The organism is Parahoeflea alexandrii (assembly GCF_027214025.1).
In the GTDB taxonomy this organism is placed as follows: domain Bacteria; phylum Pseudomonadota; class Alphaproteobacteria; order Rhizobiales; family Rhizobiaceae; genus Hoeflea; species Hoeflea alexandrii_A.
Window position 1 is genome coordinate 241,965 of sequence record NZ_JAPWHB010000005.1, and the last position, 22,858, is coordinate 264,822.

Annotated in this window: 19 protein-coding genes; 8 read left to right on the forward strand and 11 right to left on the reverse strand. The window is 62.1% G+C overall.

Translation table 11 applies throughout. The features are described from left to right. The first annotated feature begins 231 nt into the window (after positions 1 to 231). The 3 genes from O4H62_RS17580 to O4H62_RS17590 are packed head-to-tail and all read left to right on the forward strand — an operon-like array spanning position 232 to position 3,298. Positions 232 to 1,161 (forward strand): transketolase, encoded by a 930-nt coding sequence (locus O4H62_RS17580; RefSeq protein WP_269389823.1) that lies wholly within the window; start codon positions 232 to 234, stop codon positions 1,159 to 1,161. Beyond that, positions 1,161 to 2,165, forward strand: a complete 1,005-nt coding sequence (locus O4H62_RS17585; RefSeq protein ID WP_269389824.1) for a transketolase family protein — start codon at positions 1,161 to 1,163, stop codon at positions 2,163 to 2,165. Before O4H62_RS17580 ends, O4H62_RS17585 begins: the two co-directional genes overlap by 1 nt. 2 nt (positions 2,166 to 2,167) lie before the next feature. Then, positions 2,168 to 3,298, forward strand: coding sequence for a RuBisCO large subunit C-terminal-like domain-containing protein (locus O4H62_RS17590; RefSeq protein ID WP_269389826.1), 1,131 nt, complete (start codon positions 2,168 to 2,170; stop codon positions 3,296 to 3,298). Positions 3,299 to 3,488: 190 nt separating this feature from the next. Here O4H62_RS17590 and O4H62_RS17595 read toward each other — a convergent pair whose 3' ends face one another. From O4H62_RS17595 to O4H62_RS17605, 3 genes are read right to left on the reverse strand one after another with little or no spacing between them, the layout of a single operon-like run. After that, positions 3,489 to 4,544 carry a substrate-binding domain-containing protein gene (locus O4H62_RS17595; RefSeq protein WP_269389828.1) on the reverse strand — a complete coding sequence of 352 codons (1,056 nt, stop codon included), beginning with the start codon at positions 4,542 to 4,544 and terminating at the stop codon, positions 3,489 to 3,491. Positions 4,545 to 4,576: 32 nt separating this feature from the next. Beyond that, the gene (locus tag O4H62_RS17600) at positions 4,577 to 5,638 is read right to left on the reverse strand and encodes an ABC transporter permease (RefSeq protein ID WP_269390292.1); all 1,062 of its coding nucleotides are present in this window, start codon (positions 5,636 to 5,638) and stop codon (positions 4,577 to 4,579) included. 2 nt (positions 5,639 to 5,640) lie between these two features. After that, entirely contained in the window at positions 5,641 to 7,173 is a 1,533-nt protein-coding gene (locus O4H62_RS17605; protein WP_269389830.1) for a sugar ABC transporter ATP-binding protein, read from the reverse strand. A 117-nt stretch (positions 7,174 to 7,290) separates the two neighbouring features. Between O4H62_RS17605 and mtnK the strand changes: the two genes are divergently transcribed. Beyond that, a complete protein-coding gene (gene mtnK / locus O4H62_RS17610; protein ID WP_430538464.1) occupies positions 7,291 to 8,559 on the forward strand; it encodes an S-methyl-5-thioribose kinase in 1,269 nt (422 codons plus the stop codon). 2 nt (positions 8,560 to 8,561) lie between these two features. Beyond that, a complete protein-coding gene (mtnA, locus tag O4H62_RS17615; RefSeq protein WP_269389834.1) occupies positions 8,562 to 9,665 on the forward strand; it encodes an S-methyl-5-thioribose-1-phosphate isomerase in 1,104 nt (367 codons plus the stop codon). Between the two features lie 27 nt (positions 9,666 to 9,692). Here the strand turns inward: mtnA and O4H62_RS17620 are convergent, their stop codons facing one another. Further along, on the reverse strand, positions 9,693 to 10,664 hold the full coding sequence (locus O4H62_RS17620) for a sugar-binding transcriptional regulator (RefSeq protein ID WP_269389836.1): 972 nt from the start codon (positions 10,662 to 10,664) through the stop codon (positions 9,693 to 9,695). A gap of 84 nt (positions 10,665 to 10,748) precedes the next feature. Between O4H62_RS17620 and O4H62_RS17625 the strand changes: the two genes are divergently transcribed. Further along, on the forward strand, positions 10,749 to 12,821 hold the full coding sequence (locus O4H62_RS17625; RefSeq protein WP_269389838.1) for a bifunctional aldolase/short-chain dehydrogenase: 2,073 nt from the start codon (positions 10,749 to 10,751) through the stop codon (positions 12,819 to 12,821). 74 nt (positions 12,822 to 12,895) lie between these two features. On the opposite strand, the gene O4H62_RS17630 is transcribed toward O4H62_RS17625, so the two are convergent. From O4H62_RS17630 to O4H62_RS17660, 7 genes are all read right to left on the reverse strand, one after another. Continuing rightward, entirely contained in the window at positions 12,896 to 14,422 is a 1,527-nt protein-coding gene (locus O4H62_RS17630; protein ID WP_269389840.1) for a mannitol dehydrogenase family protein, read from the reverse strand. Further along, a complete protein-coding gene (locus tag O4H62_RS17635) occupies positions 14,410 to 15,183 on the reverse strand; it encodes an L-iditol 2-dehydrogenase (RefSeq protein WP_269389841.1) in 774 nt (257 codons plus the stop codon). The genes O4H62_RS17630 and O4H62_RS17635 overlap by 13 nt, the downstream gene beginning before the upstream one ends. Further along, a complete protein-coding gene (locus O4H62_RS17640) occupies positions 15,180 to 16,184 on the reverse strand; it encodes an ABC transporter ATP-binding protein (RefSeq protein WP_269389843.1) in 1,005 nt (334 codons plus the stop codon). The genes O4H62_RS17635 and O4H62_RS17640 overlap by 4 nt, the downstream gene beginning before the upstream one ends. An 11-nt stretch (positions 16,185 to 16,195) precedes the next feature. Then, positions 16,196 to 17,026: a carbohydrate ABC transporter permease gene (locus O4H62_RS17645; RefSeq protein ID WP_269389845.1), complete on the reverse strand. Its 831-nt coding sequence runs from the start codon at positions 17,024 to 17,026 to the stop codon at positions 16,196 to 16,198. 12 nt (positions 17,027 to 17,038) lie between these two features. Further along, on the reverse strand, positions 17,039 to 17,908 hold the full coding sequence (locus O4H62_RS17650; RefSeq protein ID WP_269389847.1) for a carbohydrate ABC transporter permease: 870 nt from the start codon (positions 17,906 to 17,908) through the stop codon (positions 17,039 to 17,041). A gap of 122 nt (positions 17,909 to 18,030) precedes the next feature. Further along, complete coding sequence (locus O4H62_RS17655) at positions 18,031 to 19,335, reverse strand: ABC transporter substrate-binding protein (RefSeq protein ID WP_269389848.1); 1,305 nt, start codon at positions 19,333 to 19,335, stop codon at positions 18,031 to 18,033. 117 nt (positions 19,336 to 19,452) lie between these two features. Beyond that, positions 19,453 to 20,484 (reverse strand): LacI family DNA-binding transcriptional regulator, encoded by a 1,032-nt coding sequence (locus O4H62_RS17660; protein WP_269389849.1) that lies wholly within the window; start codon positions 20,482 to 20,484, stop codon positions 19,453 to 19,455. 312 nt (positions 20,485 to 20,796) lie between these two features. Here O4H62_RS17660 and O4H62_RS17665 point away from each other — a divergent pair, with 312 nt between their 5' ends. Further along, the gene (locus O4H62_RS17665) at positions 20,797 to 21,396 is read left to right on the forward strand and encodes an ANTAR domain-containing response regulator (protein WP_269389850.1); all 600 of its coding nucleotides are present in this window, start codon (positions 20,797 to 20,799) and stop codon (positions 21,394 to 21,396) included. Beyond that, the gene (locus tag O4H62_RS17670) at positions 21,397 to 22,611 is read left to right on the forward strand and encodes a CmpA/NrtA family ABC transporter substrate-binding protein (RefSeq protein WP_269389852.1); all 1,215 of its coding nucleotides are present in this window, start codon (positions 21,397 to 21,399) and stop codon (positions 22,609 to 22,611) included. The last annotated feature ends 247 nt before the right edge of the window (positions 22,612 to 22,858 follow it).

Sequence of the window (22,858 nt, forward strand, 5' to 3'; positions counted from 1 at the left end):
TGCTTTCCGATGACCTTGTTTGGCGTGCTTGTCTTGTTGCGTGAGCGGCTCCTGATAAAAGTTACCTCCCCGTGATGTGAAATCTTGGTCGAAATGTCAGGCGAGACAGATTTTTCTGGTTCGCTGCCGGAGTGTGGTCAATGGCCGAAGCGACAGAAATTGTACATTTGCCAAATGCGTTGACATTTGTATATTATCGGGACATTGTCGGCCGGAATGAGGGAGACAGAAGTGCGCAACAAACGTTCGACCGAAGATGTGGCCATGGGTATTCGCAGACGGGTGTTCGAGCACTCGATGCGCAACAATGGCGGCTATCTGAGCCAGGCCTGTTCGGCGGCCGAGCAATTGGCTTTCCTCTACAATGAAGCCCTGAACCTTGGCGAACCGGTGCTGCCCGCAGTGCCCAGGCCTTTCGCCGGTGTACCCTCCGCCGACAATCCCGATTATGTGACCGGCGCCGGTTACAACGGCCCGTTCGAGCCGCAATACGACCGTCTGTTCATTGCCCCCGCACATTACGCGCTGGTTGCCTATGCGACGCTGATCGAGACCGGGCGCATGGATGCCGAAGGTCTCGAGATGTTCAACAAGGACGGCTCTTCGGTCGAGATGATCGGCGCCGAGCATTCTCCCGGCATGGAAGTTCACAACGGCACGCTCGGCATCGGGCTGTCCACCGGCGCAGGCCTCGCCTTCGGCCGCAAGCGCCGCGGCGAGAGCGGCCAGGTCTGCGTCTTCATGTCCGACGGCGAGGTCCAGGAAGGCCAGACCTGGGAAGCGGTCCAGGCGGCAAGCCATCACGGCATCGACAATCTCTGGGCGCTGATGGATGTCAACGACCAGCAGTGCGACGGCGCCATGGATTCGGTCATGGAAGTGCGCGACATCGCCGCCAAGTTCCGCGCCTTTGGCGCGGTCTGCGTGGAGATCGACGCCCATGACCTGAACGCAATGCGGCAGGCGAAGGCCGAGCCGCATGAAGGTCAGCCGCTGATCATTCTGGCCCGGTCCTCTCCGACGCAAGGCATGAGCTTCCTGCAGAAAAGGTTCCCGCGGCTGCACTATGTGCGGTTCAAGTCCGAAGACGAGCGCGCCGAGATGAATGTCTCGATTGCTGCCGAGCTTGGTATCGACCCGATCGAACTGGAGACGCACTGATGGTTGAGATGGTCAATCGCCCCTATGCGTCGGCCTTCGAGGCCTACGCCGTCAAGCATCCCGACGTGCTGTGCCTGTCAGCCGACCTGACCTCGTCCTGCGAGATCGACGGCTTCCGCGACCGCCACCCGGACCAGTTCCTGTCGCTCGGCATGGCCGAGCAGAACATGATGAGCTTCGCCGGCGGCCTCGGCCTTGCCGGTTACCGGCCGTTCCTGCATTCCTTCGGCGTCTTCCTCTACCGCAGGCCCTATGACCAGCTGATGGCATCGGTCGCCTATCCGCGCCGCAAGGTGCGGTTGATGGGCTTCCTGCCCGGCATCACCACGCCCGGCGGCATGACCCACCAGGCCATCGAGGATGTCGCCGTGATGCGGTCGATCCCCAACATGTCGATCCTCGAGACCGGCGATGCCACCGAGGTCGAGAGCATCTGCGAGGCCGCCGATTCCATCGACGGACCGGTCTATTGCCGCGTGCTGCGCGGCTCGGTGCCGCGCCTCTTCGACAGCCCGATCAAGGTCGGCGAAATGCGTGAACTCGCAACCGGCGCCGATGTTCTGGTGGTCACCTCCGGCATCGCAACCGAGGAAGCGCTCCGCGCCCGCGATGCGCTGTCCAAGGCCGGCGTTTCGATCCGGCATCTGCACATTCACACCATCAAGCCGTTCAACGAGCAGGCTCTGCTCGATCATATTGGCTCGGTGAGCAAGGGCGTCGTGGTGCTCGAGAACCATGTGATCACCGGCGGTGTCGGCTCGCTGGTCGCAGAGATTATGGCCGACAATGGTGTCGGCAAGCCGCTGGTGCGGCTCGGCCTCAACGACACCTATGCCCATGGCGGTTCGCGCGGCTACCTGATGAAGCATTACGGACTTGATGCCGGTGCGCTGGTGCGCGGCATCGAGCGCATCATCGGCGCCTCGACCGGCATCGACGAGGAAGCGCTTGCCAGCGCCCGCGTCGAGGCGGTTCACTCCGCCGTCAAGGCCGAGGCTCTGTAAGCATGGCGGACGACACCCGGTTCCGTGTTCGCTACCGGCTGCGTGCTGACACGCCGCAGGAGGCAGATCAGCGCGCGCTCGGCATCGCGCTCGAGCAGACGGTCGAGATCCCCGGCGACATCGTGCCTGAAGGACATATCAGCGATGAGATCGTCGGCCAGATCGAGGACGTTCGCCCTCTTGGCGGCAATGCCTACGAGGCGGACATCTCCTACAGCCCCGACAGCGCCGGTGACGAGGTCATCCAGCTCATCAACGTGATCTTCGGCAATTCGTCGATCCAGCAGAACATCCGCGTCGTCGGCTTCGAGCCGGGCCGCGTGATCCGCGAGCGTTTCGGCGGCCCGCGTTTTGGCATCGAAGGTGTGCGTGCACGTTCTGGCCGCAGCCGTGGTGGCCTTATCTCTCCGGTGATCAAGCCGCAGGGCTCGAGCGTCAGGCAGCTTGCCGATATCGCCTATCGCTGCACGCTGGGCGGTGCGGACATCATCAAGGACGACCACGGTCTCGCCAACCAATCCTTCGCGCCGTTCTCAGAACGTGTGAAGGCCGTCAGCGATGCGGTGGGCGAAGCCAACGCCAAGTTGGGTGGTTCCGCGCTCTACTTCGTCAATGTCACCGGTCATACCGGCTCGCCCGTCGCAGAAGCGTTTCAGGCAAAGGAAGCCGGCGCGGGCGGTGTGCTGCTGATGCCCGGCTTGATGGGCTTCGGTGTTGTCCAGGCGCTTTCGCGTGATCCGTCCTTCGATCTGCCGATCATGACCCATCCGAGCTTCACCGGGCCCTATGTGCTCACCCCTGAAACCGGCGTCTCACATGCCATCATGTATGGCGTGTTCCAGCGTCTGGCGGGGTCGGACATCTCGGTGTTTCCCAATGTCGGCGGCCGCTTCGGCTTCAGCGTCGAGGAATGCCTGTCGATTGCAGATGCCTGCCGCGCCTCCGACGGCATCGGCCGGGCGATGATGCCGAGCCCCGGCGGCGGCATGAGCTTCGAGCGCGCCGGCGACATGGTCTCGATGTACGGCGAGGACGTGGTCTTCCTGCTCGGCGGCAGCCTGCTGCGTGCCGGAGACAGGATCGGTGATGCGGTGCGCGCCATGCGCGATGCCGTCGACAGCATCGGGGCCTGACCTGAACAACCGGGGTCTGTCCTGGTAAACTCAGGGGCTGGTCGAAAGACCGGCCCCGCTTTTTTATCCTGGCATCGGATCCACGGATTGAAGCCATCCAATTGCCAGACGCTTCATCCGCTCCTGAATCAGGGCGCAAAAAAGCCGCGTCCGGAGACGCGGCTTTGTCATCCCGGGAGGGGATGTCGGATCAGCGTGCCGGAAGCGGCATCCACTCGGTCATGGCGACATCGGCATGGGCGAATTGCGGCATCTTCGCCGACAGCTCTTCCATGTTCTTGATGTCGTTTTCCTTGAGGAAGTCCTGCGTGATCAGCGTCGGCGGTACCACGACCTGGGCGCCGGGATCGCCACCGGTCAGCATGATTGCAAGCGTCCGCACGGAGACTTCGCCGACCACGGCCGGGTTGGTCGCGACGGTCGCAGCCCAGGCGCTGTCAGGCTCGCGCATGGCCGAGATGTCGGCGGTCGAAACGTCGGCGGAGTAGATCTTGATGTCCTGCGACATGCCGGCTTCGTCCACCGCGATCTTCACGCCCTTGGCGAATTCGTCATAGGGAGCGAAGAACACGGAGATGTCCGGGTTCGCCTGCAGCACCGAGCGGGCCTGGTTGGCGTTGGAGTTGGCGATCGGGTTGTCGAGCGTGCCGATCTGGGCTGCCTCGACGATGCCCGGATTGGCCTTCTTGACTTCTTCCCAGGCGACATGGCGGCGGTCGAGCGGCGCGATGCCCGGCACGTAGACATAGCCGGCCTTCCATTCGGTGCCGTTGTCCTTGATCGCCTGTTCCAGCGCCAGCTTGCCGAGCAGGTAATCCGACTGCTCGACCTGCGGGATCGCGGGGTTCTCGACATTGACGTCGAAGGCCACGACCTTGATGCCGGCGTCTACCGCACGCTGGGCGGCTTCCTTCATCGATTCGGTCAGGCCGTGCTGGATGATGATCCCGTTGACGCCGAGCGCGATGGCCTGGTCGACCATGTCCGCCTGAAGGGCTGCGTCCTGGCGGCTGTCAAGCACGCGGAGATCGACGCCAAGCGCTGCAGCCTGCTTTTCCACGCCCGACAGATAGGCCTGGAAGAAGTCGCCGGTGGAAAGATAGCGCACCAGCGCGATCTTGACGTCGCCTGGCTTGTCGAGCGGCGCCGGCATGTCCGCGGCTTGCGCGAAGCCGGCGGGAAGGGTGACGGCTGCAGCGGCGAGGCCGGCAAACAGGGCCAGGGCTTTTCTGCGTATCAGTTTCATGCTGTTTTCCTCCGTTAAATGATTGGTCTTGCTTAGTGGCCGCCGGCTTTCCGGGCCGAGAGCGAGAAGGTGAAGACAAGGGCGATGACCAGCACCAGGCCCTTGATGAAATCCTGCGTGTAGTAGGGTGCGTTCATCATCGTCAGGCCCTGCAGCAGGATACCGACGAACAATGCGCCCATGGATGTGCCGAAGGCGTTGGGCTTGGCGGCGCCCAGAACCGCAAAGCCGATCAACGAGGCGGCCACGGCATCGAGCAGCAGATTGGTGCCCGAGGCGATGTCGCCGCGCCCGAGCCGGGCGGCAAGCAGCATCCCGCCGATCGAGGCCAGCACGCCCGAGATCATGTAGGCGAGAATCTTGTAGTTGTTGACATTGGTGCCCGTCAGGCTCGCCGCGCGCTCGTTCGAGCCGATCGCGTACATCAGCCGGCCGTGGCGGGTGAGTTCCAGGAAAACCCACACGAGAATGCCGATGACCACCAGGAAGATCACCGGTGCCGGCAGAAGGTTGTCGAGCATGAAGTCGAAGCGGTGGCGGCCGAGTTGCAGGAACAGCGGCGAGAAGGTGCCTTCGGCGGTCGAACCGTCGGGCAGGCTCATGCCGGTGGCAATGGAACGTCCTTCGGTCGGAATCCGCTGCAGGCCGACCAGCAGGAACATCATGCCGAGCGTCGCCAGCAGATCCGGAACCTTGGTCTTGACGATCAGCAACCCGTTGATCAGGCCGATCAGCGCGCCCATCGCCAGGCAGGCAATGATGGCGACGAACGCGGGTTGTTCCAGAACCACCATCATGTAGGCCGCCAGCATCATCGACGAGGTGGCGACCGAGCCGATCGACAAATCGAAGCCGCCGACCACCAGCGTGCAGGTGACGCCCAATGCCAGGATGCCGGTGATCGCCACCGACTGGAAGATGAACACCGCGCTGCGCGGCCCGGCAAAGCCGCTGGCGAAGACCGAGAAGAAAATCACCAGTCCGACGAGAAGCGCGAGGAACCCGTAACGGATGGAGATGTCGATCAGCCCGTTGGAGCTGGGCTGCGGTTTTTGCGGGCGCGAACCCGCGCTCGGGGTTTCGGTCTGGTTCATGCTCATGCGTGTGCTGTCCTTGCGGCGCTGCCGGCATCTGCCGGCAATGCCCCGGTTACTGCGGTCAGGATCTCGTTGAGATCCACGTTCTCGTTTCTGAATTCCGCCGCGACCGAATGCTCGGTCATGACGATGATGCGGTCGGCGACTTCCAGCGCCTCGTCGAGTTCCGAGACGAACACCAGCGTCGCCCGGTTCTTCGCGGTCTCGCGGATCTTGCGGCCAATATCGCGGCGGGCGCGGATGTCGACGCCCTGGAAAGGCTCGTCGAGCAGCAGCAGCCGACAGTCCTCCGCCAGCCAGCGTGCCAGCATCACCTTCTGCTGGTTGCCGCCCGACAGCGTGCCGATGGAATCTGTCTCGCCCTGGCATACGATCGACAGCGCCTCGATCATTTCCTGGGCGGTCTTCCGCTCGTCCGAACGTCTGATGAAAGACAGGTTCGAGTAACGCGAGAGGAAGGGCAGGGTGATGTTGCGGGTGATGTCGAAATCGGCGACCACGGCATTGTTGGCCCGGTCCTTGGCCGACATGAACACGCCGCGTGCGATCGCGGCCTTCGGGGTCGCCGGCGCATAATCCTCGCCGTCAATCCGGATGCTGCCGGCCGCCGGGCGGCCGAGCCCGAACAGGCTCTGCGCAAACGCGCTCTTGCCGCTGCCGAGCAGGCCGGTCACGGCCACCACCTCGTTTTCGCACAGGTTGAAGTCGAACGGCTTGCTGCCGGAGAGCAGTTTGAGATCGCGGATCTCAAGTACAGGCTTTCCAGGCGCGCCGACGCTGATGTCGGCATCCGTCATGCGGTGGCCGAGCATCGCGTTGACCGCGCCTTCATAGTCGAGCTCGTCGCCTTCGAAGACGCCGGAGATCTCGCCGTCGCGCATCGAGACGATGCGGTCGGCGATGCGGCGGATGTCCGACATCCGGTGCGAGATGTAGAGGACGGCAACGCCCTTGGCCGAAAGACGTTCGATCAGCAGGAACAGCCGTTCGGCCTCCGAGGCCGAGAGCGACGATGTCGGCTCGTCCAGAATGAGCAGTTGCGGGTCATGCGCCATGGCCCGGGCAATGGCGATCAGCTGCCGGTCGGCGACGCCGAGCTCGGCCACCGATTGCCGCACGTTGAGAGTGAGCCCCATCTGGCTCGCGATGCGCTCGGCATCGGCATAGTTCTGCCGGCGCTTGAGAAAGAAGCCGTAGCCGGGCTCCGCAAGCCTGTCGATCAGCAGGTTGGAAGCGACATCGAGATCGGGGATCACCCCGTCATTGATGTTCTGGTGCACGGTGACGACGCCGGCGCGAATGGCTTCGGAAGGAGTCGACGGCCGGAAATCCTTGCCCAGCAGGGTGATCGAACCGGCGTCGAGCGCATGCACGCCGCTCAGGATCTTGACCAGCGTGGACTTGCCCGCGCCATTGGCGCCCATGAGCACGGTCACCGATCCGGCAGGCAGCGACAGGTTCAGCTGCTTGAGGACACGGTTGTCCCCGAACGACTTGTCCACACTGCGCAGATCGCAAAGAGTTCCGTTCATGCTGTCCTCCCGCTATGATGAAAACAGCAGCGCTGACAAAAGTCAATACGTATTGACAAATGATTGATGTGGGCACTAGGCTTGGTCAACAAACAGCCTGGACTGTCATTTGGGAGGATGGTTTTGAGCAACAACTACAAACCTTTATCGCCGGAAACCCTGGGCCAGCGGCTGGGCGGACTCGACGTCATGAAGCAGGCCGTGGGCGGCAGTGCCGACGCATGGACGGTGCGGGAGGTCGGCGACGGCAACCTCAATCTCGTCTTCATCGTGGAAGGTGACGCGGGCAGCGTCATCGTCAAGCAGGCGCTTCCCTATGTGCGCCTGGTCGGCGACAGCTGGCCGCTGCCGCTCAAGCGTGCATTTTTCGAATATCATGCGCTGATCCGTCAGGAAGCCCGCGACCCGGGCAGTGTCCCCCAGGTGCTGCATTTCGATGAAAGCCAGGCGCTCATCGTCATGGAGCGCTTGCAGCCGCATATTATTCTGCGCCAGCAGACCATGGAAGGGCGCAAGGTTGCGGGACTTGGCCGGACCTTGGGATTGTTTGCTGCGCGCACCGCGTTTCGCGGGTCGGATTTGTCAATGGAGGCTGGCGACAAGAAAGCCGACGCTGCGCTCTTTGCCGGCAATGCTGAGCTGTGCGACATCACCGAAACGCTGGTTTTCACCGATCCCTACTACGCTGCGGAATTGAACCGGCACACCACGCCGCAGCTCGACGGCATCGTGGCCGACCTGCGCCGCGACGAAGCGCTGAAGGTTGAAGTCCAGCACATGAAGCGGGCGTTCACCTCGCGCGGCGAGACCATGTGCCATGGCGATCTGCATGCCGGCTCGATCATGGTGACAGATGAGCAGTCGCGCATCATCGATCCTGAATTCGCCTTTTATGGCCCGTTCGGTTTCGACATCGGAATGCTGATTGGCAATTACCTGATGGCCTATCACGCTATGCCGGCCCACATTTCCGATGCGGATGCCTGCCGCGATTTCCAGGACTGGATCCTCTCGGTCATCGAGGAGACCTGGACAGTGTTCCGCGAGGAATTCCTGCACCTGTGGCGTACGGAACGCACCGGCATTCTCTATCCCAAGGCGCTTTACGAAGATCAGGGACATAATTTCGCTTCCGAGGCGGCTGCCGAGCAGCTGCTGGGCGAGATCTTCCGCGATCTGGTCGGCTTCGCCGGCATCGAGATGCATCGCCGTATCCTCGGCCTCGCTCATGTTGCCGAACTCGACACCATCGAGGACGAGGATCTGAAGGCCCGCTGCGAGGCCAAATGCCTGAAGCTGGGTCAGCTCCTGGTCATCAACAGAAATCGGCTGACCGGCATGGATGCCGTATTGGCAGCGGCGCGGCGCGCTGAAACGGGAGCATAGGCATGAAGGTTGGCGATACGCATTACCGGTCGATCTGGTTTGACGGCGAAACGGCCAGGGTCAAGATCATTGACCAGCGCTGGCTGCCGCACGAGTTTCGTGTGGTTGAACTGGAAACGCTGAGTGAATTCGCCACCGCGATCCGGGACATGTGGGTACGCGGCGCACCGCTGATCGGTGCCACCGCCGCCTATGGCGTCGCCATCGAAATGCAGCGCAATGCCTCCGACGAGGCGCTTGACAATGCCTGGGAGCGGCTGCACGAGACCCGGCCGACGGCGGTGAACCTGCGCTGGGCGCTCGACGAGATGCGCGGCGTCATTGCCGGTCTTCCCGAAAGCGAGCGCGCCGCCGCCGCCTTCCGCAAGGCCGAGGAGATCTGCGACGCCGACGTCGAGACCAACCGCATGATCGGGGTACATGGCCTCGAGATTGTCCGGAAGATCGCCGCTACCAAGAAACCCGGCATGCCGGTCAATATCCTGACCCACTGCAATGCCGGCTGGCTGGCAACCGTGGACTGGGGCACGGCCACCTCGCCGATGTATCACGCCGCGACTGCCGGCATTCCCATCCATGTCTGGGTCGACGAGACCCGCCCGCGCAACCAGGGCGCCCAGCTGACCAGCTGGGAGATGAACAGTCATGGCATCCCGCATCATCTCATCGTCGACAATGCCGGCGGGCACCTGATGCAGCATGGCCAGGTCGACTTGGTCATCGTCGGCACCGACCGCACGACCGCCTCCGGCGATGTCTGCAACAAGATCGGCACTTATCTCAAGGCGTTGGCCGCCCATGACAACAACGTGCCGTTCTACGTCGCGCTTCCCTCGAGCACCATTGACTGGACCGTCGACGATGGTGTGCGGGAAATCCCGATCGAGGAACGCGATGACCGCGAGGTCACCCATGTCTTTGGCCGTCTGGAAGACGGCAGCGTCACCTCGGTGCAGATTTCCCCGGATGGTACGCCCGGCGGCAACCCGGCCTTCGACGTGACGCCGGCGCGCCTGGTGACCGGCCTGATCACCGAGCGCGGCGTCGCAGAAGCCAGCCGCGAGGGACTGCTGGGCCTGTTCCCGGAACGCCGCAACGCCGCGTGATTGGGCATCGTCTGAGCGGCAGTCGTCTCAGGCGAGTTCCATCATAGCTGCGGCGCAGCTCTGGTTGGTCACCACATGGGTGGCATATCCGCCCCTGATCGCGGCCACGGCGGCCGGCACCCGCTCTTCGCCCACGGACACCAGGATGCCCATGTCGCGGTGGCGCAACTCCTCGAGTTCGATCCCCATCATCCGGTCGTCCAGCGGACCGGAAACCGGATCGCCCTTGGCGTCGATGAAGCGGCCGCACAGCACGCCGACCGCGCCGTTGGCGATGTAGTCTTCGAGCTCTTTCTGGGTAGCGACGCCGCTCGAGGCGACATGGCTGTCGGGTTTGCAGGAGCCCACTGCAAACAGCGTCTTGTTGCAGTCGCTGATCGCATCGAGCTGCTTGGCGATCAGCGATTCCGCCCTGAGGGTGGCGGCGATCTCGGCCGTGCTGAGGATTGCCGGCACATGCAGGTTGATGCACTTGGCCGAGAACTTGCGCGCCACGTTGGACGAGCAGACATCGGCGGAAAAGCCGTAGGGCGTGGCCATCGAGCCGACCAGCTGCAGCACGGTCAGGTCCGCAATCGTCGTCTGTTCCAGGCGTTCGGCGACATCGTAGATGGTCTTGCCCCAGGCAACGCCGAGCCGGTCGCCCGGCTCCAGCAGGCTCGGCAGCCAGTCCGCAGCGCCGCGGATGATGCGGCTCGCGTGGTCGTCCTGTCCGCCTGTGCCGTCGGGCAGGATATAGGCGGCCTTGAGCCCGAAGCGGTCGCGCAGTTCCAGCGCGGCGCGATGCGTGTTGAAGGCTTCCGGCGAGAGCTTGGTGTGGATGTAACCGCGCTCGCGGGCTTCCTGCAGATAGTTGACCACGGTTGCGCGCGACACCAGGAGCCGGTTGGCAATTTCGCTCTGGTTGAGCCCGTCATGATAGTAAAGCCATGCGGTTTCGACGACGATGTCCTCGCCGCTGATCTGTTTGGTAGAGCGCCTGGTTGAGTTCTGAGGCATTTCGATCCATCACCAAAATATACATTTGACAATAGTGAATGACTTTTGTCAAATGCGACAAGTTCACATGGGCAGGAGACGGTAATGCGGCAAAACAGGTGGAATGACAAGGAAGCCCAGGCGCGGGTCGATGCGGCGGGCGCCGATCCGGCTGACCGCACGCTGGCGCTCAGGGTCTATTCATCCCGCATCATAGGCGCCGATCCCGATCTTGTCATGCATGGCGGCGGCAACACATCCGTCAAGACCGAGCGACGGGACCTGTTCGGAGCGATGCAAAAAGTCCTGCACGTCAAGGGCAGCGGCTGGGATCTCGACACGCTCGAGGCGCCCGGCCTGCCTGGCGTCCGGCTCGAGCCGCTGCTTGAGATGCGCAAGCTCGATGCGCTGTCCGATGAGGACATGGTCAACATGCAGCGTTCCAACCTGCTCGATTCCTCCGCCCCCAACCCGTCGGTCGAGACCCTGTTGCATGCTTTCCTGCCGCACACTTTCGTCGACCACACCCATGCGACGGCCTTTCTGGCACTGGCAAACCTGCCGGACGCCGAAGCCGCGATCCGCGAGATCTTCGGCGACCGGCTGGCGGTGGTGCCCTACATCATGCCCGGCTTTGCGTTGGCCAAAAAGGCCGCCGAAGTCTTCGACGCCCATCCTGATTGCGAGGGGTTGATCCTGCTCAAGCACGGTCATTTCACCTTTGGCGCTTCTGCGAAGGAGAGCTACGACAAGGTCATCGAGCACACCAACTTGGTCGAGGAGTGGCTTGCTGCGAAAAACCAGGGCCGCAGGTTCGATTGTACCGTCAAGCGGACCCGCCAGCTTGCGGACCCGGATTCAGCGGCTTCCGTCCTGCCGGTTCTGCGCGGCGCCATCGCAAGCTTGCGCGGTGATCACCACAATGCAGCGCCCCGGCCTGTGCTGATGGACATTCGGGGCGGTCAGGCAATCAACGCCTTTCTTGGCCGCAACGATCTCGACGATCTGGCGCAACGCGGTGTCGCCTCGCCCGATCACGTCATCCGCACCAAGGGCCGCATGCTGGTTCTGAGCCAGGATGATCTCGCCAGCGGACGCGACGCGATCGAGGCGAAGGTGGCGGACTACGCTGCCGCCTACCGCGCCATGTTCGACGCGCAATTCAAGAGGGTTGGCGGCGGCAAGGTGATGCTCGAGCCACACCCTTGCGTGGCCTGGATCGAAGGCATCGGCATAGCCGGCATCGGCAAGGATGCAGCCGCCGCCTCGGCCGCCGCCGATATCGCCGAGCAGACCGTCGAGGTGATGAGCCAGGGCGAGGCAGCCGGCGGCTTCCGCCCCATCGGCCCGGACGATCTCTTCGACATGGAATACTGGTCGCTCGAACAGGCCAAGCTGTCAAAGGCGGCCGCCAAGCCCTTCGCCGGGCAGATCGTCGCCGTCACCGGCGGCGCCGGCGCCATCGGGCTCGCCACCGCCAAGACCTTCGCCCGCGAGGGGGCTGCAATTGCCCTGATCGATTTCAACCCGGAAGCCTGCAAGGCCGCAGCTGCTTCGATCGGATCCAACTGTCTCGCTGTCGTCGCCGATCTCACTGCAAAGGGCTCAGCCGAGCAGGCCGTCGCCGAAATCGTCCGGCGCTTTGGCGGTCTCGACGTGCTCGTCTCCAATGCGGGGGCCGCGATCCAGGGCATGCTGCTCGATCTTGACGACGCCACCCTGCGCTCGAGTTTCGAACTCAACTTCTTCTCGCACCTGGCCATGGCAAGGGCCGCGGCTCGGGTGTTCGCATCACAGAACCATGGCGGGCAGATGCTGTTCAACGTCTCCAAGCAGGCGGTCAATCCGGGCAAGGGTTTTGGCGCCTACGGGCTTCCCAAGGCAGCCACCTTCTTTCTGGTCCGACAACTGGCGCTGGAACTTGGCGGGGCCGGTGTCCGGGTCAATGGCGTCAATGCCGACCGGATCCGCTCCGGCCTGCTGACCGATGATTTCATCAAGTCCCGCGCCGAGGCGAGGGGAGTCTCCGCCTTGGACTACATGGCCGGCAACCTGCTGAAGGCCGAAGTCGAAGCCCATCATGTCGCCGACGCATTCGTGGCGCTCGCCAAGTCCGAGAGGACCACGGCGCACGTGATCACCGTGGACGGCGGCAATATCGAGGCTGCCTTGAGGTAAGAATTGATAGGGACCGCCGGGCGCCCGCGCGACTTGGCGTTTCACTCGCGCGGTCCTGCAATTCCGAACCGAGATCAGTCGGCAGCCCTGGAAGCGGTTCCGGTGTAAGCCTCGATGGCAGCCCCGGTTCCGTCCTGCCAGATCCGCTCCAGCCAGAAGCTGAAGCGCTGTGAGAACCGCGTTTCGCCGGCGACATCGCCGTAGATTTCGCGCTGGCCAAGCCAAGCGTGCGGATCCTCACGCGCCGCCAGGGCCGCCTTGTTGAGCGCGTCCCACAGCGGATCGTTCGGCTCGATCGCCGATCCGTCTTCGCGGGTGCCGGCGCACATCCGGGCCCAAAGCGCTTCAACGAGGCTCAGCCCTTCGATCGATCCCCCTGCATCCAGTGCATCGCGCAGGATCGGAAGAACGAAACCGCTATGGCGCGACGAACCGTCAAAGGCGACCCGCCGGGTCGTGTCGTGGATTTCCGGATTGGAGAAGCGCCGCTCGATCAGGTCGACATAATCCGCCGGGATCATGCCTGGAACCGGCCTGACATAGGTCGCGATTTCCTCCATCTGAACCTTGTTGAAGAGCGCGTTGATCGCCGGATGCGCCATGCATCCGGCAATCGTCTTGATGGATAGAAGTTCGCCGGCATTGGCGAGAACCTGGTGACCGGCATTGAGGATCCGGATCTTCATCGTCTCGAAGTCATGCACGTCATCCGTGAAAACCGCGCCGACCCGGTCCCAGTCCGGCCGTCCGGAGCAGAAATCGTCCTCGATCACCCATTGACGGAAATTCTCATGGGTGACCGGCGCGGCGTCGGCGATGCCCAGCTGACGCGCAAGGCCGATCTCCTTCGGACCCGTGGCGGGCACGATGCAGTCGACCATGGAATTCGGAAACGAGCAGTTGCCTTCGATCCATTCGGCAAGACCTGGTTCGGAAAGCCTGGCAAGGCCCAGAACCGTTTGCCTGGTGATGGCGCCGTTGCCCTGAAGGTTGTCACAGCTCTGCACCGTGAACGGGCCGTGCCCGCAGTCACGCCGCAGTTTCAGCGCAGCGACGATCGCGCCGAAGACGGTGCGCGGTCTGGTGGGGTGTTCCGCATCATGCCGGATATCGGGGTGCGATGCATTGAAAGCCCCTGTGCCCGGATCGGAGAAGTACCCGCCTTCGGTAATCGTCAGCGCAACGATGCGAATCCGCGGGTCGGTCATGGCGCCGATCAACGGGCCGTTTCCGTCCTCGATCGGCAGATAGTCGATCATCGAGCCGATCACTTCGGCCGAGGTGCCGGCGGGGTCGAGTTCGATCAGCGTGGTCAGGCAGTCCTGTGCAACAAGCCGCTCCCGCATCGCGGCATCATAGGTGCGCACGCCCGCGCCAATGATCGCCCAGTCGAGCGCCAGCCCGTCCTGCATCAGCCGGTGCAGGTACCAGGCCTGGTGAGCGCGGTGGAAATTGCCCAAGCCCACATGCACGATACCGGGTGTGAGGGCCGAACGGTCATAACGCGGGCGCTGAACGCCATCGGGAAGGTCGGCCAGTGTCGCGTTGGCGAGACTTACGGGCGAGGGGCCCGTCATGTGGGTGTCCATCAGCTCAGCCATTGTCCGCCATCAACATTGTAGGTCTGTCCGACGACATAGTCGGCATCACTGCTCGCCAGGAAAACCGCCATGCCGCAAAGGTCCTCGGCCGTGCCCATCCGTCCGAACGGAACCGCCTCGCCGACTTCCCTCTTTTTCTGGCCCGGAGCCTTGTTCTCATACTTCGCGAAAAAGGCGTCGACGCCGTCCCAGTGCTCGCCATCGACGACGCCGGGGGAAATCGCGTTCACGTTGATGCCGTGGGCGATGAGGTTCAGGCCCGCCGACTGGGTCAGGCTGATGATCGCGGCCTTGCTCGCGCAATAGACGGCGACAAGTGCTTCGCCCCGGCGGCCGGCCTGGCTGGCCATGTTGATGATCTTGCCGCCCTTGCCGGAGGCGATCATCTGGCGCGCCACCGCCTGCAGCATGAACAGCGTGCCGGCGACATTGATGTTGAAGACGCGATCGAAATCGATCCGCTCGATCTCGACGATCGGTGCGGCGGTGAAGATCGCCGCGTTGTTGACGAGGATGTCGATGCCGCCAAAGGCCGCGAGCGTTTCGCTCACGGCGCGGTCGATGCTTTGCTGTTGCGAAACGTCCATATGAACCGCAATGGCGGCGTCGCCCAGTTCCTTGGCCGCCGCCCGTGCCTTGGCGAGGTCTATGTCGGCGATCGCCACGCGGGCGCCCTCGCGGACATAGGCCTCCGCAAAGGCGCGTCCGATACCGCGAGCCGCACCGGTAATCAGCGCTGATTTGCCTGTCAGTCGCGTCATTGGATCCGCAACCCGTCTGCTGCGAAGCGGTGGATTTTCTCGGCGACCGGTGTCAGATAGACAATATCGCCGTGACGGGCGCTGAACTCGCCGTCGACGCGAACCGTGATTGTCTCTCCGCCGCTTTCGGGATGCACATGCAGGAAAGTGTCGGAGCCAAGATGTTCGGCCACGCCCACCGTGCCCTTCCACTCGCCTTCGGTGAGAGAGATCCCGAGATGTTCGGGGCGGAAGCCGATGGCATGGGCTCCGTGTTTCGCCGCCTCGGCCCCCTCGAGAAAATTCATTTTGGGCGAGCCGATGAACCCGGCGACGAAGCGGTTGCGGGGCCGGTTGTAGAGTTCGAGCGGGCTGCCCACCTGTTCGATATTGCCTGCCCGCAGCACTACGATCTTGTCGGCCATCGTCATTGCTTCGACCTGATCATGGGTCACATAGATCATTGTGGTCTTGAGCCGCTTGTGCAGCTCGGAGATCTCGAGCCGCATGCCCACCCGCAAGGCCGCATCAAGGTTGGAGAGCGGTTCATCAAACAGGAAGGCGGAAGGTTCGCGCACGATGGCGCGGCCGATCGCGACCCGCTGGCGCTGGCCGCCCGAGAGCTGGCCGGGGCGGCGATCAAGGTAGTCGTTGAGATTGAGCACCTGCGCCGCATTCGACACACGGCGGTCAATCTCTGCCTGATCCAGCTTGGCCATGCGCAGCGGAAAGGCGATGTTCTTGCGCACCGACATATGCGGGTAGAGCGCATAGGACTGGAACACCATCGCCAGTCCCCGCTTGGCCGGCGGAACCGTGGAGACGTCGGCGCCATCGATTTCGATGTGGCCCGAACTGAGATCCTCAAGCCCTGCGATCAGACGCAGCAGCGTCGACTTTCCACAGCCGGACGGGCCAACAAAAACCGTGAACTCGCCGTCTTCGATGGTCAGGTCCAGCGGCGGTATCACCTCGACCGAGCCGAAGCGCTTGGTCACCTTGTCGAGTACAATGCGTCCCATGGATTTGTTCCCTATTTCACTGCGCCGAAGGTCAGGCCCCGGACAAGTTGCTTCTGGCTGAACCAGCCAAGAATGAGGATCGGTGCAATGGCCATTGTCGATGCCGCGCTGAGCTTGGCGTAGAAGAGACCTTCCGGGCTCGAATAGCTGGCAATGAAGGCGGTCAGCGGCGCCGCTTGAGCTGCCGTCAGATTGAGCGTCCAGAACGCTTCATTCCAGGCCAGGATGAAGTTCAGAAGAATGGTGGAAGCGATGCCCGGCACAGCCATCGGTGTGAGCACATAGATGATTTCCTCGCGCAGTGACGCGCCATCCATTCGGGCCGCTTCGAGGATTTCTCCCGGGATTTCCTTGAAGTAGGTGTAGAGCATCCACACGATGATCGGCAGGTTGATCAGCATGATCACCACCACCAGGCCGGTGCGGGTGTCGAGCAGTCCGAGCTCGATGAAGATCAGGTAGATCGGGTAGAGCACGCCGACCGCCGGGAGCATCTTGGTCGAGAGCATCCACAGCAGGATGTCCTTGGTCCGCTTGGAAGGCACGAAGGCCATCGACCATGCTGCGGGTATGGCGATGATCACACCGATGAGCGTTGACCCGCCTGCTATGATGACCGAATTCCACAGGAAGCGCATGTAATCCGATCGCTCCTGAACCACAGCGTAGTTCTCGAGCGTCCAGTCGAAGAACAGAAACAGCGGTGGGTCGTTGATGGCCTGCGCCTCGGTCTTGAAGCTGGTCAGGATGGTCCAGAGGATGGGGAAGAAGATCAGGATGCCAATGCCCCAGGCGAGCACTGTGTTGATCGTCTTGCGGCGGGTGGTAACGGCTCGGGACATGGCGCTATCTCCTCACGCGTCCAGGTTCTTGCCGACAATGCGCATCAGGAAGACGGCAACGATGTTGGCGAGAATGATTGCGTAGACACCACCTGCACTGCCGAGCCCGACATTCTGGCTTTCCAGCACCCGCTGGAAGATCAGATAGGTCAGCGTCCGCGTGCCGAAGGCTCCCCCGGTGGTCACGAAGATCTCGGCAAAGACCGACAGGAGGAAGATGGTCTGGATCAGGATGACGATCGTGATCGCGCGGCTCAGATGCGGCAGAATGATGTAGAAGAAACGGGAGAGCGGTGGCGCACCATCCATCTCGGAGGCCTCCAGCTGCTCGCTGTCGAGCGACTGAATTGCAGTCAGCAGGATCAGTGTCGCGAAGGGAAGCCATTGCCACGATACGATCAGGATAATCGAAAAAATCGGAGCGTCGCTTAGCCAGACAACCGGTTCGGCGCCGAAAGCGCGCCAAAGGTGGGCAAACAAGCCATTGACCGGGTCCATGAAGATGTTCTTCCAGACCAGGGCGGAAACAGTCGGCATGACGAAGAACGGTGCGATCACCAGGATACGGACGACGCCTTGGCCCCACATCGGCTGGTCAAGAAGCAGTGCCAGCAACACACCGAGAACGATAGTGATCAGCAGCGCGCCGCCAACGATGATCAGTGTGGTCTGAACACTCGGCCAGAAGGCGCTGGACGTGACAAACCGCACGTAATTGTCGAAACCAACCCAGCCAGGCACGATGTCGGGACGGTTCGGCAGAAAGCGGCGGAAGGAAAACCAAAGTGTCATCACCAGCGGGATGAGCATCCAGCCAAGAAGCAGAATGACCGCCGGTGCCATCATCAGCCGGGCTGCAGATCTGGAGTGTTGGGTCGCCATGACGCAAATCCTCTGTGGCCGGGCACACTGGCCCGTTTATCGCCGAATTTTCAGGAATCGTGCGATTGCAAGTGAACCGGAAGGCGGCGGCATGCGCCACCCTCCGGTTTCGGGAGGAAGACTTAGCGGTAACCCGCCGCTTCCATGGCGTCGTTGGTGATCGCCTGCGCCTTTGCGAGCGCCTCCTCGACCGTCTGCTGACCTGCATAGACTGCCGAGAACTCCTGGCTGACCTCGGTCGCGATGCCGGCAAACTCCGGGATGGCCGCGAACTGGACCCCGACATAGGGTACCGGCTCGACCGTGGGCTTGTTCGGATCCGCCGTCAAAATCGACTCGAGCGTCATCTTGGCGAACGGAACAGCCTGGTAATTCGGGTTCTCGTAGAGCGAGGTCCGTGCACCGGGCGGCACGTTGGCCCAGCCTTCCTTTTCGGCAACCAGTTCGATGTAGTCCTTCGAGGTAGCCCATTCGATGAACTGCTTGGCAGCAGCTTCCTTGGCTGTGCCTGCCGGAATGGCGAGTGCCCAGGCCCACAGCCAGTTGGAACGCTTACCCAGGCCATTGTCCGGCGCGAGCGCGAAGCCAACGCTGTCAGCCACAGTCGAATCTTTCGGGTTGGTCACGAAGGATGCCGCCACCGTGGCGTCAATCCACATGCCGCACTTGCCTTGCTGGAACAGCGACAGGTTTTCGTTGAAGCCGTTGGTCGCGTAGCCGGACGGGCCAGACTCGTTCATCATGCCGACGAAGAAGTTGAGCGTATCGGCCCATGGCTTGGTGTCGAACTGGGCATTCCAGTCCATGTCGAACCAGCGGGCGCCGAAGGAATTCGACATCGCGGTAATGAAGGCGCCGCCTTCGCCCCAACCGGCCTTGCCGCGAAGGCAGATGCCGTTGACGTCGTTGTCGCGATCGGTCATTGCCGCCGCTGCCTTGCGGATGAACTCCCAACTGGGGGCTTCCGGCATTTCCATGCCGGCCTTCTCCATCAGGTCGGTGCGGTACATGATCATCGAGCTTTCGCCATAGAACGGCGCTGCATACAGTGTGCCGTCGTAGCTCAGGCCGCCTGCCATCGCCGGCAGGATGTCGCCGACGTCGTAGCTTTCGGAAAGATCATCAAGCGGGATCAGCCAGCCATTGGCGCCCCAGATCGGGGTTTCGTACATGCCGATGGTCAGGATGTCGAACTGGCCACCCTTGGTGGTGATGTCGGTTGTGACCCGCTGGCGAAGAACGTTTTCCTCCAGTGTGACCCACTCGACCTTGTGGCCGGTCTTGGCGGTGAAATCGTCCGTCAAACCCTGCATGCGGATCATATCGCCGTTGTTCACGGTTGCGATGGTGATTGTCTCGGCAATAGCGCCGGTGGTGCCGAGGACCGTCAAGGCGGTCGCCGCACACAGTGCGTTCCTCAAGTACATCCGTATCCTCCCTTTGATTGGATGTTGCCATCAAAAGGTACTGCCAGATCTACTCTCGCGTCAATTATATTTTTACGCGCGTATATATTTTGAATTTATGAATATGTTTTCAATTGGTTAAGCAGAGCCTCTCATGACCAGCTTGCCATCATAAAGTGTCACTTCACGAGAACTCGCGCGTTGTTCGGTGTCGATCAGCGTGAACAGCGTCTCCGCGCTCCGGGCCGAAATTGCCGCATAATCCTGTGAGACAGTCGTCAGCGTCGGGCAGGTATAACGCGAGAATGGATGGTCATCGTGACCTGCAACGCGCAAGGCGCAACTTGGACCCAGTCCCACGCGCAGCCCGTGTTGATAGGCTGCGGACAAGAAGCCGATTGCGAGACGGTCGTTGCTGCACAGAACCGTGTCAGTCGAGAGCATCCGGTCGGCTATGACCCGGGATCCTTCCCGAAATCCGATTTCCTCGAAGTCCCAGCCTTCGCCCTCGACCTGAATCAGATGCGGCGTGTGGCCCAATCGCTCCATCGAGTTGACATAGGCGTTGCGGCGTTTCAGAGCATTCGGGTTGGACGGGGTCAGCATCTCGAAGAATGCGGGCGGCTCGCCGGTCCGGCACAAGTACTCGACGATCAAGCCGATGCTCTGGTTGTTGTTCATTCCGATGAAAGCTTCGCCGACATCCTCGATATTTGCATCGAACAGAACCGTAGGGACGTCCTTGCAGAAGTCCGCTATGCGTCGGGCATCCGACATCCGTCCGATCGGGGCAAGCAGGACGCCGGCAGGCTTGAGCAGCCGCAGATTGTTCAGATTCTCGATCTCTTGTTCCGGATTGCCCTGGGATCCGAGCACGACCGGACGATACCCGGCCTCAATGACATGGTTTTCGACATTACGCGCAATCTCGGCAAAATGCGGGTCGGCCATATAGGGGATGACGATGCCGACATTTTTTGTCAGCCGCCGGTTCTGGTTCATCGCATAGAAGTTCGGCTGGTAGTCATAGCGCTCCAGCGCCTTCTCGATCCGCTCCCGGGTGGACTTCCTGACGCTGTCGGCATCATTGAAATATTTCGAGATCGTCGGGCGGGAAATGCCGCTCACGGATGCGAAGTCGTCCATATTCTTGATCTTGAAGTCGCTCATCCGTCAGCTCGCCCTTTTCATGTTCAAGTGCGCATGGGAACACTCGAAGTCCGCGATTCCCTCGACTGCCGCAATGGCCGGCAGACTAGTTTACGGGCGGAAATTTTGCCAGCATTCTGTCGGCTCCTTGGCGGGCCGCGTTTTCGAGCCGGGATATCCGTTCGAGCCCGAGATAGGTGCATCGTTGTTGCCTGGCTCAGGAGAGGCGAGCCAGAACCAATTCGGTCTTCCGGGAACGGAGATCGAGTACCCGAGTGTGGCTGCAGCAAGATTGTGCATTGCACAATTTTTTCGTTTGCGCAAAATGCAGCTATGAATGAGCCTCTGCCGTCGGTGCTGATCATTGATGAAAACGCCACCCGCGCTTCGATCATCGAAGCGGGGTTGTCGGCGGCCGGGCATACGAGGGTCACCGTCATCAACGAGATGCACGGTATTGCCGCCAAGATCGCGTTGCACGCGCCGGACGTGATCGTCATCGATCTGGAAAACCCGAACCGCGACATGCTTGAAAGCATCTTCCAGCTGTCGCGCGCGGTGAAACGGCCGATTGCCATGTTCGTCGACCGATCCGACAAGGAGGCGATGCAATCGGCGATTGATGCCGGCGTGTCCGCCTATGTTGTCGACGGACTGCGCCAGGAACGGGTCAAGAGCATTCTCGACATGGCCATCAGCCGGTTCAATGCCTTCTCCAGGCTCGAGCGGGAGCTTGAGGAAGCGCGCGGCGCGCTGGAAGAGCGCAAGGTGATCGATCAGGCCAAGGGGCTGATCATGAAATCGCGCGGGGTCGATGAAGCCACGGCCTACAAGCTGCTGCGCAAGGCCGCCATGAACGGCAACAGGAAAATCGCCGATGTAGCCGAAAGCCTGGTGATGTCGGCGCGGCTGCTTGGCGATGGGGGCGAATAGATGACCATAGAACTGAGCGCCGGCTTTCTTCCGTTGACCGACAGCGCGATTCTGATCGCCGCCAGGGAGTGCGGTTTCGCCGAAGCCGAAGGCATCGCGCTCGATCTGGTGCGGGAAACATCGTGGGCCAATGTCCGCGACAAGCTCGCCGTCGGGCAATTCGAGATTTCCCATGCGCTGGCTCCGATGCCGATTGCGGCCAACCTGGGACTGACGCCGTTCGAGACGCGGCTGATTGCGCCGATGGCGCTTGGCCTGGGTGGCAACGCCATCACCGTGAGCAACCGGCTCGTGGCCGAGATGCGCCATCAGCATGCCTTCGAGATGACCAACGCCAAGGCAGCGGGCGAAGCCCTTGCCCGCGTGGTCAGGACCGGACAGACACAGGGCCGCAAGCGGCTGCAGTTTGGCGTCGTGCATCCGTTCTCCGGGCACAATTTCGAACTGCGCTATTGGCTCGGCGCGTCCGGCATCGCACCCGACAGCGATATCGAGATCGTCATTCTGCCGCCATCGCTGATGGCTGATGCGCTGGCCTCCGGGCAGATCGACGGCTATTGCGTCGGCGAACCCTGGAACTCCGTCGGCGTTGCCAGAGGCGCCGGCCGGATCATTGCCACCAAGTCATCGATCTGGGCCTCGAGCCCGGAAAAGGTCCTGGCGGTCCGCGAGGACTGGGCGGAGGAAAACATGGAGACGCTGCATGCCTTGTTGCGTGCGCTCTACCGCTCCGCCGAATGGTGCGGACAACCGTCAAACCATACCGAACTGGCCGCACTTCTCAGCCTGCCCGGATATCTCGGGCAGCCCGTAAGCGTGATCCTTCCCGCGCTCGATGGCTCGATTCTCGGTGAAGCCGGCGCCGCGGCGTCACCGGATTTCTTCGAGCCGCATGCCCGGGCGGCGACGTTCCCCTGGCAAAGCCATGCGCTGTGGTTCTATTCGCAGATGGTCCGCTGGGGCTATGTCGATCATTCGGCGGACCATGCCGAGATGGCGCGATGCAGCTTCCGTCCGGATATCTACCGCTCGGCGCTTGCCGGAATCGGTGTTCCGGTGCCTTCGGCCAACTCCAAGGTTGAAGGCGCCCTCGCACGGACGACCGCTGTCGGCGCGTCCTCGCAGTTCCTCTATCTCGGGCCGGACGGTTTCTTCGACGGCGCGGTGTTCGATCCGGACCGGCTGGGCGCCTATATCGACAGCCAGAAGCCCTGAGTTTTTTTCCGCGAGTCGACGCTTGTGATTGTTTTTTGGTCTGCACTTTGTGCTGCTTTGCACAATTGCTGCGCAGAACTTCGCAAGGGCGGAAATTTCGGCAAATCCGGATTATCCCGAAAAAACAATGACAAGACGTCCTTTTTAGGAATTGGCACGCCGTTTGCAGGGCTTGGACCAGCTTTCCAAGGCTGACCAGGTCCAATGAAGGGCCCGAACCAGGCAACGCCGCCAAACCGAAGTGTCC